General features: G+C 44.9%; 9 protein-coding genes. 8 read left to right on the top strand and 1 reads right to left on the bottom strand.

Features of this window, described 5'->3' with window-relative positions; genetic code table 11:
* The first annotated feature begins 98 nt into the window (after positions 1 to 98).
* Positions 99 to 5,093 (top strand): translocation/assembly module TamB domain-containing protein, encoded by a 4,995-nt coding sequence (locus tag JMX03_RS10035; protein WP_201596526.1) that lies wholly within the window; start codon positions 99 to 101, stop codon positions 5,091 to 5,093.
* A gap of 318 nt (positions 5,094 to 5,411) precedes the next feature.
* Here JMX03_RS10035 and hemP read toward each other — a convergent pair whose 3' ends face one another.
* Positions 5,412 to 5,576, bottom strand: a complete 165-nt coding sequence (hemP, locus tag JMX03_RS10030; RefSeq protein WP_201574229.1) for a hemin uptake protein HemP — start codon at positions 5,574 to 5,576, stop codon at positions 5,412 to 5,414.
* Between the two features lie 157 nt (positions 5,577 to 5,733).
* Here hemP and JMX03_RS10025 point away from each other — a divergent pair, with 157 nt between their 5' ends.
* The 7 genes from JMX03_RS10025 to argC all read left to right on the top strand — a co-directional run bounded on the left by JMX03_RS10025 (position 5,734) and on the right by argC (position 15,982).
* On the top strand, positions 5,734 to 6,864 hold the full coding sequence (locus JMX03_RS10025; RefSeq protein ID WP_201596524.1) for an NUDIX domain-containing protein: 1,131 nt from the start codon (positions 5,734 to 5,736) through the stop codon (positions 6,862 to 6,864).
* Between the two features lie 460 nt (positions 6,865 to 7,324).
* The gene (locus JMX03_RS10020) at positions 7,325 to 8,512 is read left to right on the top strand and encodes a lipocalin family protein (RefSeq protein WP_227695591.1); all 1,188 of its coding nucleotides are present in this window, start codon (positions 7,325 to 7,327) and stop codon (positions 8,510 to 8,512) included.
* Positions 8,513 to 8,874: 362 nt separating this feature from the next.
* On the top strand, positions 8,875 to 10,320 hold the full coding sequence (locus JMX03_RS10015) for a glyceraldehyde-3-phosphate dehydrogenase (RefSeq protein WP_201596522.1): 1,446 nt from the start codon (positions 8,875 to 8,877) through the stop codon (positions 10,318 to 10,320).
* A gap of 480 nt (positions 10,321 to 10,800) precedes the next feature.
* On the top strand, positions 10,801 to 12,015 hold the full coding sequence (gene cgtA, locus JMX03_RS10010; RefSeq protein ID WP_201596520.1) for an Obg family GTPase CgtA: 1,215 nt from the start codon (positions 10,801 to 10,803) through the stop codon (positions 12,013 to 12,015).
* Between the two features lie 109 nt (positions 12,016 to 12,124).
* Positions 12,125 to 13,297, top strand: a complete 1,173-nt coding sequence (gene proB / locus JMX03_RS10005) for a glutamate 5-kinase (RefSeq protein WP_201574232.1) — start codon at positions 12,125 to 12,127, stop codon at positions 13,295 to 13,297.
* 380 nt (positions 13,298 to 13,677) lie between these two features.
* Positions 13,678 to 14,814 carry a uroporphyrinogen decarboxylase gene (gene hemE, locus JMX03_RS10000; RefSeq protein WP_201596518.1) on the top strand — a complete coding sequence of 379 codons (1,137 nt, stop codon included), beginning with the start codon at positions 13,678 to 13,680 and terminating at the stop codon, positions 14,812 to 14,814.
* A gap of 100 nt (positions 14,815 to 14,914) precedes the next feature.
* Complete coding sequence (gene argC / locus JMX03_RS09995) at positions 14,915 to 15,982, top strand: N-acetyl-gamma-glutamyl-phosphate reductase (protein ID WP_201596516.1); 1,068 nt, start codon at positions 14,915 to 14,917, stop codon at positions 15,980 to 15,982.
* Positions 15,983 to 16,154 lie beyond the last annotated feature (172 nt).

Genomic DNA, 16,154 nt, shown 5'->3' with positions numbered 1-16,154 from the left:
GACAGTGCGAAACAAACAGTCCTAAAAAGAAGATGAGTAAGCCGTATCTATTAATTTTGCCGATTGCTGGTAATGATTTTTTAACGTAGTTGAGTGTCATGTTGACCAAAAAAACCCCGCCTGACCATCCATCGGATGAAGATCCTGCTCAAAGAGATGCCCGCGCGGTACGCCGTTGGTATCCGTTGTCTTTTGTGCTCAAATTATTGGTATTGATCCTCATCGTTTTGCTGATTATGTTTGCCATATTCTTTTATATGGCGGGAACAGAGTCAGGTACCAAGTTTCTCTTAGAAAAAGTCGGCGCTGAGACAGGCATTGAGCTCAAATATGGTGAGGGCAACCTGCGTGATGGTATTTGGGTAAGTGACATAGATATTCAGGCGACCGAAGATCTGCAGATACTGGTGGACAAAGCGTATGTCAAAATAGGCTGGCGCGCGGTGTTTGCCAAAGAAGTGCATCTGCGTGATGCAGATATCCAACGTATAGAAATCATCAACAATACTCCGCCAACGGGCGAGCCTTTTGATTATAAAACTCTGCAACTGCCCGTTAACTTGCGTTTTGATCAAGCCAAAATAAAACGTATTGTTTATAAGCAAGTCACGAAAGAGCCAGTAGTCGTGCATGATATCGCTGCTCGTGATCTAACGTGGGTGGGTAGTAAAGTGACGGTTGGCCGTGGTGATTTGCGCTATGCAGATATTGTCAAAGTGAGCGCCCTGAAAGGCAACATAGATCTGCAAGGGGACTATCCGCTAGATGCTTCAGCCATCGTTGAAGTCAGCGCCTTAGAAAAAGCCTATGTCGATCCACTCAATATTACCGCAACTGGCAGTCTGAAGCGTACGGTCGGTAAAGTCCGTAGTCGTTATAATGAAGGCGATGTGCGTGGTGAGTTTGTCGTACAAGGATTGGATAAAAATGCACCGTTTCAAGCCAAATTGCAGTGGAAAGATGTCCTCATTCCCTATGCTGAAGACCAAAATATACATCTACAAGATGGCATGGCTACTGCAACTGGGGTTATCTCTGAGATACGCCTGCGTATCAATACTGAGCTGACCGCCAAAGACATCCCTTCAGGCCACTATCAAGGTCGCGGCATCATTGCCAATAGCCAACTACGCATAGATCGTTTAAACGCAGATGTTCCTGCTGGACGTTTGTTGCTGCAAGGTATTTTAGACTGGCAAGATAGCTTTGATGCCAAAGTGCGAGCAACAGGTAGTAACTTTGATGTGCGCCGCGCCATTCCTGATGACTATGCTGATTTTAAGGCTTATGCACCGCAAACGCTAAACGGCAGACTGTCGCTGCACTATCAACAGCAAAACCTTGCTGGCAACGTACAAATCGATGCTGACTTACGTCAGCGTGATGGCGAGCACGTCAATGCAAATATCGTGCGTGGCAAGGTATCCCCTAAGTCTGCCCAAACTGCGCCTTGGTATGTTGATGCCAGATGGCAAAACCTTATTCGCCGCAATGTACCTGATATTGGCAACATTGATAGTCCGCGCGGACAGGCTGATGTCATCGTGCGTGGCTCGCGCCTGTCTGTCGATGCCAATGCGCTGATCAATGAGCTAAATGCAGCACCCAAAGGCAACTATGATGTGCGTGTGCGTAAAGCTGGCAACGTCATCGACATAAATGCCCTTAACTACAAAGGGGTTGTCGGCGACCTATCGGGCAAAGGTCAGATACAGCTGGCGACCAAGCAGCGACCACTCACGTGGCAGATCAATGCGCGTACCAATGGTTTATTGCCCAAACAGTACCGTAGCGACTTACCACTTGAGCGTCTAACAGGCAGTCTCAGTGCCAACGGCCGTCTGCTCAATATCACAAAAAATGGCGTCAAAGGTCAACGTCATATTATTAATTTAAATAATACTGATCTACAGGCACAGCTTGATGCGACGCAAGAGGGTCGCGAGATTGGTATTGCGGGTGGCGGTGATGCTAGCGTGGATATCGTCGGGGGTGAGCTGTCGGTATTTGATGTACGTTTTAATGGTCAGCTTGATACGGCCGATGTCCCTGATGGTCGGCTTTCGATCGATGCTGCTGGTACGCCAAAGCTCATTAACGTACGCAAGCTAGATTATGCCGGCGAGGCAGGTGCTGTTGCGGCAAAAGGGGTGATTGATCTACGTCAAGACATCGGTTGGACGGTAACAGGGCGCTTTGACAAATTTGACTTGGGATATTTTTTACCGAACAACCCAGCCATTCTTACAGGTGACTTAAACACCAGCGGTCAATGGCAACCTGCGCCCAAAGATCGCCCAAATGCGGCTGGCACGTTACAGCATTTTGCGGTGGATTTCGATGGTGTACTTGATGCCGAGCAGCTACCTGCGGGTAAACTGACCATTGATGCGAGTGGCGACTCGCAGCTGATTCGTATCAAGCGTTTACGTCATGTGGGCACAGCCGGTAGTATTGATGCCAAAGGAACTGTTGATGTGCGTCAAGGCATTGCGTGGGACATCAGTGCCGTGATGGATCGCTTTAATTTAGGGTATTTCCTAAAAGACACCCCAAGTATGATTACGGGCACTTTAAATACCGATGGTCGTTGGGGTAAAGCGCAGCAAGTCATTAACCTAAAACAAATCAATCTAAATGGAACGCTAAAAGGTCAGCCGTTAAGTGCGAAAGGCAGTTTGGCAGCCAAGCTACATTTACCAGAAGATCTGGCCAGCTACTTTCAGCGTTTAAAGGCTCAAGATGCGGAAGCGCAGTATCAACAAGTGAATGCGCTCATCGATAGTCTGAATGCTGACAATCTGGTGCTACGTTGGGGAGATAATTATCTGACTGCTGATGGCAATGCCCAGCAGCTGCAAGCTAAGATCAATATTACCAGTCTCGATCAGCTCTCAGACAAGCTTGCTGGTCAGGTGACAGGTGGTGCGACTTTATCGCAGCCCGCAGGTCAAGCGTTGCCGACGATCTATATTGATTTAGTGGGCGAGCGTATAGCTTTACCTGGGTTTATTTTGCGCGAGGGTCGTGTGCGCGGCAAGTTAGTAAACTTGGCCAATAGCCCCAGTCAGTTAATCATCAGCGCCGAAGGCTTGGATGCGGCTGGTCAAAGCTTTAAAAATGTTAATGCTTCCTTTAATGGTACTGAGCAATCTCATGTGCTTGATCTTGAAGTGGCCAATAAGCAATTAGACATCTCAGCACGGCTAAAAGGTGGTTTTAATCGTGACCAGCTCAGTTGGTCAGGTGTGATCGGCAAAGGCCGCGTAAAATCACAATATGCTACTTTGAATCAACTCCAGCCTGCGCAGTTGATTGTAAATCTACCAAAACCGCAAAATAGCGGCAGCAGTGATCTAAAGGTACAGCTAGCAGCGCATTGTTGGCAAGCGGCTGATCAAACTGGCAAGCTTTGTCTGCGTGAGAACCTCATCGCTTCTGCGGCCAGTGGTCAAGTGGATATCGCTTTACAAAAGCTAGATACATCGCTGTTTTCAGTGTTTTTACCTAAAGATATCGACTGGCATGGCACCATTAATGGTAAGGCCGTTGTGGGCTGGCAACGTGGTCGTCCGCCTACTATTAATACCACCTTGTATTCAGACAATGGTAAAATTGGTCTGATTCAAGAAGGTGATATGGCACCTGTCACCTTCCCGTATGAGCGCGTGTCTCTCATTGCATTGTCAGTACCGGAAGGTCTGAAACTACGTGCAGACATTAATACTGGACGCGGTGCTCGTGGCTATGCAGAAGTCATCGTTGATCCGTACAAAACCCCTAAGCCAATATCAGGTGCTTTGGTTTTGAATGAGCTCAATCTCGCTGTTTTCAAACCTTTTTTTCCAGGTATGCGCGCGCTTGAAGGCAATATCACCATGGCAGGAGGTCTTGGTGGTACGCTTGAAAAGCCGCAGTTTTATGGTGACGTAAATCTTGCTAAGGGGCGCGTCGCGATGCTTGATTTGCCAGTCAATCTGTCAAATCTTAACATAGCGGCCAAAATTCGCGGCACGCAAGCGACCATTGATGGTCAGTTCAATAGTGGTTCGGGTGTCGGTAAGCTAACGGGTACGGTTGATTGGCAACAAAAACTACAAGCGAAGCTGAGTATCATTGGGGATAGGCTGGTCTTAACTCAGCCGCCACTATTATTGGCCGAGGTCAATCCTGATATTGATATCATCGTGCGTCCAGGCGACCGTTATGTCAATATTGAAGGTGCAATCAGCGTACCATCAGCGACCATACGTCCTCCTGAGGCCAGTGAAGACATTATCACCCAGACCGAAGATGCCGTCGTGCTCGATAGGCGTTTGATTGGTAATATTGACGAAGTTTTAGCCATCTCAAAGCCTTGGTCGATCAATGCTGATATCGGTATCGACTTAGGGGATGATGTGAACTTCCGCGGCTTTGGCGCGGTACTTCCTTTAGCAGGGGCGTTAAATATCACCCAAAACGGTACTGGTGTGATGCGTGCCAAAGGGGTGATACAGGTATCACGTCGTACTACTGTGGACGCTTTTGGCCAGAACTTAGAGCTAAATTATGGGCAAGTGCGCTTTAATGGCGACGTGATGAAACCTAATCTCAGTATTGAGGCGGTCAAAACCATCGATGGTAAAACCGTGGGTCTACGAGTCAAAGGCGATACTGAAAACCCAAATATCATTGTCTTTAATAATGCAGGTCTTACCCAGCAGCAAGCAATGAACGCTTTGGTGACAGGTCGTCTTAACAATACCGGTGCCACCCAGATCAGTGAACAAGGCTTTAAATCTCAGGTCACCAATAATCTAGCCGCTGCTGGATTGAGTTTCGGTTTGAGTGGTACGCGTAGCCTAACCAATCAAATCGGCCAAGTTTTTGGCCTGCAAAGCTTAACGGTTGATGCATCAGGTAATAGCGAAGATACAAATGTCAACGTCACTGGTTACGTCACGCCTGATCTGTATATACGCTATGGTGTCGGTGTATTCAACGCCCAAAACAGCTTGTCTATCCGTTATCAGCTCACACGCCGCATCTACGTTGAAGCGACTTCTGCTGCTGAAAATGCAGTTGACGTAGTCTATAGTTGGCAGTTCTAAAGACAGCTTCTAATGATGAGTATCGATTAGTAAATATCATCTATTAAAAAACGCCTTTTCATAAAGGCGTTTTTATTGGTCTCCATTAAAAAATAAGCTTTTATATAATCGATACAGTTTAAAAATTTCATAGCGCTACTGGGATGCTTTCTTTTGAAGTTGCGCAGCCTCTGTGATAACAGCACGCAAGTAAAATTTATACCAGTAGCGCCTTTAAAACCATAACATTTTTACATTTAACGAACGATATCTAGGGCGTGTCATCATTTATATGTACTAATTGGTGACACGCCCCATTTGTATTTTAGCCAAAATAAGCTATTTGGTTAAAATTAAGCGATTATTACGCGTGAGACGCAAGCGATATTCTTCACCTTCGTGCTCGATACGCACTTCTTTGGTAAGGGCAAACAGATGCTGCGATTGCAGAGTAGGGAGGCGGTTTTCACGTTGGTTAAGAAATCGAGAAATGACTAAGCTCATAGTAAAATCCTTTTGCTAAAGTAGAGTGAAACGGTAAATAAGCTATTAACGATAATAATTATCATTTACATCGATAGGTTTTGCAAGCGAATTTGTAAAATAAATATTATCTATTATGTAAACTTGTGCCTTGGATACAAAAAATAGAGGAATTGTGATGCTTAGAAGCTCAGACCAACAACAAACAAATAAACAAGTAAATATCGTCAATGTCGCGGTTGCAGTTATTCATTATCAGCAGCAGTATTTACTTGGATTTCGTAGTACTGAACAACATCAAGGCAATCGTTACGAGTTTGTCGGTGGTAAGATTGATGCTGGTGAAACGGTAAAACAAGCACTCATACGTGAAGTGAAAGAAGAGACAGGTATCGATATTCATGCTAATACCCTCGTAAAGCTTGGGCGTCTGCATCATGATTATGGTGACAAGCAGGTATCATTGCAGGTTTACGATATTGAGCTTACAGCGGAGCAGTATGATCAGCATAGGCACTGTCAGTACGGGCTAGAAGGGCAGGCTCTGACGTGGGTAAACAAACCTGACTTACTGGCAGGGAACTATCGTTTGCCCGCTGCCAACCAAACCATTCTTGCATGGTTGCAGCTACCGCCCCTGATAACCGTGACTTACCCACTGGCACATTTTGATGGCTATTCTGATGCTACTGCCGCATGGCTTGAGTATCATCAAAAGAACCTAGTAACAGATGCGTGGGTATACATTCGAGCGAAGGCGTTAGACTCAGAGGCTATTGCCGAGCAGCTAATGCAGTTACGTCCAGATGTGCACATGATATTGCCGAACCATTCTGTGGCTCATGATTCTTTGCTGAATAAGTCAGGTGTGCCTAATTCGATTACTAATTCTCAAGTCGTCGCCAGACATTTGACGCACAGCGCTTTGATGCAATGGTATGCAGAGGTAAAAGACAGTTCTCAAAACAAGTCACAGGAGCTATCTAAAAATCTGCAATTATTATCATCAAGCCACCCAATGATAGTCAGTTGTCATGATGTAGATAGCATTCATGCCGCCAATCAGCTTGCCGCTGAGCGTGTACAACAGCAATTGCCACCAGTAGTGGGCATGTTTTTATCCCCCGTATTGGCAACTCAAACCCATCCAGACGCTGCGCCACTTGGTTGGCAGCAATGGTCAGAGTTAGCGGAGCTTGCCGATATTCCTGTTATTGGTTTAGGCGGTTTGTCTCCCAAATTGCTGCAGCATGCCAAGCAAAAAGGTGCGACAAGCATTGCAGGTATTCGACAGTTTTTGCAAAGATAACGCGTCGGCTAGCCTTCATTACTTAGTCTTTTGGTAACTATGTATTTGATTCGATGCATAAAGAGAGCAATACTTACAAACGGTTGCGTTTTCCTACATTGCCACACTGTTCTAATATCAGTCATATCACTAATATACAGTAAGAAAATCCAAAGCCAATATGAGCCAGTACTCAAGCCATCAACTTCTTTTGCATTGTAATTTTTATAATTGACTCATGACCTTAGTTTATCTGATGAACTTCCAAAAATTTTGGACGGTGGACGGTAACAATCACCAGGAAAAGATGAGTATTCGTACCTTGCTAAAAGTCATACATAGGCTTTATTAAATACAAACAAGTATCAACTAAAAGGTGCATATTAGCGCCTGTATTTGGTTGAAGTTAAAACATGACTGGCTCTATATTTGCTAACTCTAACTATTTAGTAAGAATAATCTACATATCAACGGTAGTCTTATGAAAACCAATATGAAACCCAATGAGTTATTTACGTTGGGAAACTCTGACTTACAGCCAGTCTGTTCCCAAACCAAAAAGAGTCATCAATCAAGCAGTCATTATGTGACTAGCACTCAAAACAAAGCAGCCAGTAACTCAGATTATGTAAGCACAGGTTATGCCAGTAATGATGCCGACTACAGCTATAAGGCTTTGTCCATGTCCTCAAGCGACGAAATAATGACTAATAATGAGCTCGATTATAAGCGCTCACACAATAGTGCTGAGAGTCGTGAAAGCGAAGATATCAGTGTGCATTCGAAAGTTGGATCCATTGATAATGGCTACAAAAAAATGCGCGCAATGCCTAAAAGTATCATAGATAACAAGCCTACCTTGACTGAAAAACTGTCTCAATCTGATGCCGTAACGGATCAAACTTTGGCTATTAGTAAGGATACTCATAAAAAACCAATCCCTAAAAAAGAGACATCTATGGCCACTATGCAAAGTAGCGAAATTCCAGAGCGTGTATTTATGAATAGCCTTGTCAAACATACTGCGATTGCCTTGGCGATTATCGTCCCGCTAGCAGCGATTTCTGCTTATGCTGCCCCGCAAGCTATGCCTATCAACAAAACACAAGCAGATAAAACAACGACAGAGACGATAGAAGTCGAGCCGTCAACGATTATTCACAAGTCAGCCGATGAGCCGACTACGGTCGATAGCATTGATCTCAAAAAGTACGCAGGTACTTGGTATGAGATTGGGCGTTTGCCTATGTATTTTCAGCGTAAATGTGCCAGCGATGTGACGGCTACTTATACTGAAAAAGCAGACGGTTCAGGCATTACTGTACTCAATGAATGTATGGGAGAAGATGGCAAAGCTATCGACGCTGAAGGGCTCGCAAAACCTGTTGATGACACTGGTAGTAAATTGAAAGTTACCTTTTTGCCGTCGTGGATTCGTTGGTTGCCTGTAGGCCGCGCAGACTACTGGGTGCTAGCGCATGATCCAAGCTATCAAACAGCATTAGTAGGTACGCCTGATAAAGACTACTTGTGGCTGCTTGCACGCTCACCCAATATCTCTCAAAAAACATATGCAAAATATCGTCAAATTGCCCAGCAACAAGGCTATGGTTTAAAAGAATTTAAGCAGACCACTCATGCCAAGCAAACAGTGAAACTGATTCCTTAACATTGCATTGGTCTATTAATAAGAGACGAGGCTTTTCAATTCATGCACGGCCCTTACATAATCTCAAAGCTGACTAAGCTACCTTTAATCGTTATAAAGGTCGTTTTTCATTCAAAATGATAATCTATGAGGGGCAAACGTTAGTAATAATGGTTATCACTGGCAAAATCGGACGTTTTGAGCTAGAATTGACAGTCATTAATCGTCCTGATAAGCACTGTGCCACTAAATTGTAGTCGTTACCTTGCAAAAATAGCGATTAACCTCAGTTTCTTGTTTAAGTTTCTTATATTTAGCGTTCTTAATACTTCTGTTTTTATACGTCATCACCTTCAATTTATTATATTTTACTGACCATAAGGATGTTTCTCGTGAGCCAAGCTGATACCTTACGCCAATTGCATCAAGACCATTTAAGCAACTACAACAATCAAGAACAACAAGCGATTGAGCTGATTGGGCTGTTGAATAAACTATATAATGAGCAAGATGTCCAAGTTACTTTGTTCGGTGAAACATTAGATACCACTTCAGTCGGTCAGGTACTGGCATTGCATCAAAAAGCTGCTTTACGCGACACCGATGCACAGCCTATCGCGATAGCAGATACTTTAGCGATGGTAAAAGCCTTAGCTGCTAGCAGCGATATTCAGGCGGCGCGTGTCGATGTGGGTCAGCTGATTGCTAATGACAGTGATATTCAAGCTGCCTTACAAGCCATCAACACTGACAAAAAAGCCATCAATGGTGCCACTGATGTCGTACTATATGGTTTTGGCCGTATCGGCCGTATTTTGACCCGTCTGCTATTGTCACAAGCGTCGAGTGCCAAAGGTTTACAACTAAAAGCCATCGTAGTACGTCCTGCTGCAGCGGGTGACTTAGCGAAGCGTGCCTCGTTACTTGAGCGTGACTCGATTCATGGCAGCTTTACAGGCGATGTCAGTATTGACGAAGAAAATAACGGCATGATTATTAACGGCCGTTTTGTACAGATTATCTATGCCAATGACCCAAGCGAAATCGACTATACTGCTTATGGCATCGATAATGCCTTGATCGTTGATAATACGGGTATCTGGAAAGATGAAGCTGGTCTTGGCAAACACTTACAAGCTAAAGGCGTACAGAAAGTATTGCTAACAGCGCCTGCTGGTGGCGAGATTAAAAACGTCGTATATGGTGTCAACAATGACACTATTGGTGATGATACCATCGTCAGTGCTGCTAGTTGTACGACCAACGCCATCACGCCGTCGCTAAAAGTATTGCATGATGAATATGGTATCGAAAATGGTCATGTAGAGACGATTCATGCCTTTACCAACGATCAAAATCTGATTGATAACTATCATAAAGCCGATCGCCGTGGTCGTAGTGCGGTACTAAACATGGTTATCACCAGTACTGGCGCTGCCAAAGCAGTGGGTAAAGCACTGCCTGAGCTGAGCGGTAAGCTAACGGGTAATGCGATTCGTGTGCCAACGCCAAATGTGAGCTTAGCGATTCTGAACTTGAATCTGAAAAGAGCACCAGAAAGTGCTGATGCGTTGAATGAGTTCATGCGCAAAATGGCCAATAGTAGCACTTGGCAGTCGCAGATTGCTTACACGGACTCTACGGAAGCCGTGTCTACTGACTTTGTTGGCACCAAGCACGTCGGTATCGTAGATGCGCAGGCCACTATCGTCACTGACAATCATGCCACTGTCTATATCTGGTATGACAATGAAGTTGGCTATAGTACTCAAGTACTACGCTTAGCGGCGCAGATGGCTGGTATTAACTACACTCAGATTCCTGCATAATACCCGCCTAGCTAACTTTGAGTTTAAGTCAGTTAAGAATACTGAATGTCACTTACACCGCACCCGATAGTCCATTTGGTCATCGGGTGTTGTTGACATAAGGATGGCTACTATTACTATAAAAGTAATCTATGACAATAATACCAAACCCAAAAAGTGTGATTAACTTTGTCAAACTTGCTAAGCCTACTAGGAGTAGTACTTGCGCAGGTTTTTCTCGTTACTCTAATTTTGGAAATGGTATAAGCTATTAAAAGTGAGCGAGTGTTATAGAATTGAGCGAGCATTGCTTTTATAATAATAGCAGTCAGAAATAGAGCGTATTAGACTATTTGTGAGTATTAAAAAAACAGTCTTTATCAGTGCGTATTTGCGAGTGTTTAATACGCCCGAAGAGACTTTTAGTTTTAACCTTATTAGTAATAACTTACACGCGCAAAAAATGAAAACAGTCATTGACTGTCAATTAAGGAACGTAGCATGCGATTTATTGATGAAGCCGTCGTAACGGTAAAAGCAGGTGACGGTGGTAACGGAATCGCCAGTTTTCGCCGAGAAAAATACGTCCCACGTGGTGGTCCTGATGGCGGTGATGGTGGTAGTGGCGGTGATGTTTATGTCATTGCTGACGACAATACCAATACCTTAGTCGACTATCGCTATACCCGCCGTTATGACGCGCGCCGCGGCGAAAACGGACAAAGCAGAAACTGTTCGGGCAAGGGCTCTGAGGATATCTTTTTACCCGTGCCTATTGGTACCACTATTATCGATACCGAAACAGATGAAGTCATCGGTGATTTGACTGAGATAGGCCAGACCTTCTTAGTCGCCAAAGGCGGTGATGGTGGTTTGGGTAATACTCATTTCAAAAGCTCAACCAACCAAGCACCGCGCAAGGCAACATCAGGCTTTGAAGGTGAGCTAAAAGTACTGAAGTTTGAGCTAAAAGTAGTCGCTGATGTGGGCTTAATAGGCCTGCCTAATGCTGGTAAATCTACCTTTATCCGCCAAGTCTCTGCGGCCAGGCCTAAGGTAGCTGATTATCCATTCACAACTTTAGTGCCCAATCTAGGTGTGGTTGATGTCGGTGTCCACCGCTCGTTTGTCATGGCTGATATACCAGGCTTGATTGAAGGCGCATCTGAAGGCGCAGGTCTCGGTATCCGCTTTTTAAAACACGTGGCTCGTACTCGTCGTCTATTGCATATCGTTGATATAAAACCTATTGATGGTAGTGATCCAGTAGAAAACGCTCGCGTCATCCTAAATGAGTTAGAGCGCTTTTCACCTGAGTTGGCCAGTTTGCCACAGATTTTAGTGCTGAATAAAATCGATCAAATTGTTGATGAAGATTTAAATGCGATATGCACACATATCGTTGCAGAGCTTGGTTGGACAGGTATGGTATTTCGTACCTCGACATTGACTGGCGAAGGCGTCGATGCAGTCAAGTACCATCTCATGAATGAGATCGAGCGCGAGCGTGAGCGTGAAGAAGAAGATCCGATTTTCGCAGAAGCGCAGAAAGAGAGTTTTGAGCGTCTAGAGGCAGAAGTTCGCCGCAATACTGAAGCCCAGCGCGAAGCTTACCGCGCAGCCCGTAGAGCACAGCGTGAAGGTTTAGATTTGGCTGATGATGATAGCTTTGATGACGATGATGACAGCGATGTCGAAGTAGTGTATGTTCCTTAGTTGCAAACAGAAGCAACCCTTCATAGCAGGACTATAGGCCGCTTATTTAAAAATACTTATTTTCTATACTCAATACTCAATACTCAATCCGTAACAGACAGGAGTTTTTATGGCAGGTGACATGGAACAAACGACCGAAGAAGCAAGGTTTATTAAGCAAGACCGTAACTTTGATATTCAGCGTGTGATTGTCAAGATCGGCTCATCGTTATTAACCAATAATGGTCGCGGGCTCGATCGAACTGCCATTTACGGGTGGGCGAAACAAATCGCAAAACTACACAATCAGGGAATGGAGGTGCTGTTGGTTTCTTCAGGCGCCGTCGCTGAAGGTGTGGTGCGTATGAATTTAGAAGAGCGTCCCAAAAAGCTCGCTGCGCTACAAGCTTGTGCTTCTATCGGACAGATGGGTTTGATTGAGACGTGGTGGTCAGCTTTGATTCAACATGGCGTCCAAAGCTCTCAGTTGCTATTGACGCACGATGATTTATCAAACCGTAGTCGTTACTTGAACACAGCAAGCGCATTGACACAGTTATTAGAATGGCGTGTGCTGCCAGTTATTAATGAAAACGACACGATTACGATTGATGAAATTAAATTTGGTGATAATGATACGTTAGGCGCAATGGCAGCAGCCATGGTCCATGCTGACTTGTATATTATTTTGACTGACCAAGAAGGTGTGTTTACTGACAACCCTCGTGATAATCCTAATGCAAAAATGATTCGCCAAGAGCGCGCAATGGCAGACTATTTGTTTGATATTGCTGGTGATGGCGGCAAGTTAGGACGTGGCGGGATGTTGACCAAAATCCGTGCAGGTCGTCTAGCCGCTATGGGTGGATGTCCGACGGTGATAGTCAGTGGCGCTATTGATGACGTCATCACTCGTGTGGTGTCTGGAGAAGCGGTAGGTACGCTATTAACCACAAATGAGCAGGATAAAATCATTGCCCGCAAACAGTGGATTGCCGCACATTTACGCATGTCTGGTACATTGATAGTCGATGCTGGCGCCGCCAAAGCGCTGACTGAACTGAATAAGAGCTTATTGCCAGTTGGAGTAGTAGAAGTGCGCGGCGACTTTGATGAAGGTGATGTGGTAGAAATCGTCCATCAAGATACTGGTGAGCGGTTAGCCATCGGCCAAGTGAACTTTTCATCCCATGATGCTCGCCGTGTGGCTCGTGAGCGTACCGCACAATTTGATAAGATTCTTGGCGGTAATGAAGAACGCGTGGTCATGGTACACCGTGATAACTTGGCATTGTCTGTATAAAGTCTTTCTTTGATACAGCAAGCTGATTGCAAATCAGCGAGCAGAACAGGTACGAAGCAAGCTAAGTAACGAGAAGCATAGATTTCTTGATACATGGGTTTTTTGATACATAGCCAGTCTATGAAATATGAGTGAGATTGGCTAAGCTTGTACTGAATCATACGTTCGTACTGAGTTAGTTTTTAATTGTTAATTATGATAAGTACCACTCACTTTTAATATTACTGTCATAACGGGCTTTCCTTTAATGGCAGTAATCGTCTATAAGCTTGAATGCTATAGCGTTCTATTATATTTATGACCTGTTTCAATTTCTTTTTATCCATCCTTATTTTTGACAATGACAGCAATGAACATTGTAGCATTTTGGAGATTTGTGCATGAGCGCTTCAGATAATACCACCCCAATCCAGCATAATTTTGCGCCTTTAAAAAACGATAGACTGTTGCGTGCCCTGCGTTTTGAGCCGATAGATACCACGCCAGTGTGGATGATGCGCCAAGCTGGGCGTTATTTACCAGAATATAAAGCCACGCGTGCAGAGGCTGGTGATTTTATGAGCTTGTGTAAAGACACGGCTCGTGCCACAGAGGTGACGTTACAGCCATTACGTCGTATGGATTTAGACGCGGCTATCTTGTTTAGTGATATTTTGACTATTCCTGATGCGATGGGATTGGGGTTATACTTTGAGACAGGCGAAGGGCCTAAGTTCAAGTATCCTATCCGTGAGCAGGCAGACCTTGATAGGCTACCAGTGCTCGATGTTAATGACTCTCTTGATTACGTCATGCGCGCGGTGACCAGCATCCGTAAAGCTTTGAACGGTCAAGTACCTTTATTCGGTTTCTCCGGTAGTCCATGGACACTGGCGACTTACATGATTGAAGGTGGCAGCTCAAAGGACTATCGTTATACCAAAGGCTTCTTATATAGCAATCCTGAGTTTTTACATCAGTTGTTAGACAAACTGACCGTTGCTGTGATTGATTATCTAGATGCGCAGGTGCTTGCTGGCGCTCAAATATTACAGATATTTGATAGCTGGGGTGGGGCGTTAGCACATCGTCAGTTTGTTGACTTCTCGCATGCTTATAACAAGCGTATCGTTGCGGAGCTGAAGGTACGTCATCCAGAGATACCTGTGGTTTTATTCACCAAAGGCGGTGGTCTCTGGCTTGATATTCAAGCAGACAGTGAAGCGGATGCGTTGGGTCTAGACTGGACTATGCCGCTAGATCGTGCACGCCAAGTTTTGACAGAAAGTCAGCGTAGTCTAACTAAGCAGCATAAAAAGATACAGCGTAATAAAGCCATTCAAGGGAACTTAGATCCAGCCACACTTTATGGTTCACCAGAGACCATTCGCTCAGAAGTGAAACTGATGCTTGACGGTGCTTATGCTGACGGTCAAAAGACTGGCTATGTGGCAAACTTGGGTCATGGTATTACTCAGTGGGTCAATCCTGATCGCGCGAAAGTATTTATCGATGCTGTGCATGATTATCAACTTTAAACATTGTCGATCATAGCCAGGCAGACACTGCAAAACCACTAGACTTTAATGCTATATTTAAAGTGCTACACTTAATGACACATTAGTAAAAGGACATCTTATGATTTCAGCAGCTATCGTTGGCGGTACGGGCTATACGGGTATTGAGCTCATTCGTCTACTCTCCGCTCATCCTGAGGTGTCCATCGATTTACTAACGTCGCGAAGTGAAGCAGGCACTCGTGCTGATGAGATATTCCCCAGTTTGCGCGGTATCTCAGATATTGTGTTTAGCGACTTGGGTGATGAGACGCTATCGGCCCTGCAAAAGTGTGACGTGGTATTTTTTGCCACACCGCATGGGGTTGCGATGAAGCAAGCGGAAGCTTTAACCCAAGCGGGTGTTAAGGTAGTGGATTTGGCGGCTGATTTTCGCCTGCAATCGTTGACGGAGTTTGAAGCGTGGTATCAGCAGCCACATAGCTGCCCAGAGCTGCTAAAGACAGCGGTATACGGTCTAACTGAGGTTAATCGTGAGCAGCTTGCCGATGCTTTAGTCGTGGGCAACCCTGGCTGCTATCCAACCACAGCCATACTCGGATTGAAGCCCATCATTGAGATGCAAAATAAGCAAGCGACACGCTTAATTGAATCGCGTATCGTGATTGATGCCAAGTCAGGAGTATCGGGCGCTGGTCGTCAGGCAAGTTTGGCACTCAACTATGCCGAAACGACTGATAATTTCAAAGCTTATGGCGTTCAAGGACATCGCCATTTGCCTGAGATTGAGCAAGGCATTGAGCAGCTACTCAATAGTCAGTTCGATCAAAAAATTCGTTTTTTACCGCACTTAGTACCGATGATTCGTGGTATGTTTAGCTCTATCCATATGGCACTCACTGAAGAGGGCAGTGCTATTGATTGGCAGCAAGCGTTTGAGACCAGCTATGCGGGAGAGCCTTTTATTGATATTCTACCGCAAGGCATCTACCCTGATACGCGCAGTGTGCGTGCCAGCAATCGTTTACGTATAGCTTTGCATCAAGATAATGCGCGCGGTGAGTTGACTGTCATGGTGGTACAGGATAACTTGGTAAAAGGGGCGGCAGGGCAAGCGGTACAAAACATGAACGTAATGTTTGGCCTTGACGAAACGCTTGGATTAAATGCTGCGCCGATTGTCCCTTAATGTCTTAGTGCTCAGTGTTTACTCTTAACGCATGACTGTGTCGCTGACTATGATTGTTATTATAGTGGTTACAGGGATTGTTATGATAGATATGGTTATTACAGAACCTTTACCGTTAAGTCATTCTGCTTACAGCCCCGTGCTAGGTATTGACTTTAAATTCCGTTATAAT

Origin of the sequence: Psychrobacter fulvigenes, from assembly GCF_904846155.1 — a bacterium.
Taxonomy (GTDB): Bacteria; Pseudomonadota; Gammaproteobacteria; order Pseudomonadales; family Moraxellaceae; genus Psychrobacter; species Psychrobacter fulvigenes.
This window is presented reverse-complemented; position numbering and strand designations above follow the sequence as displayed.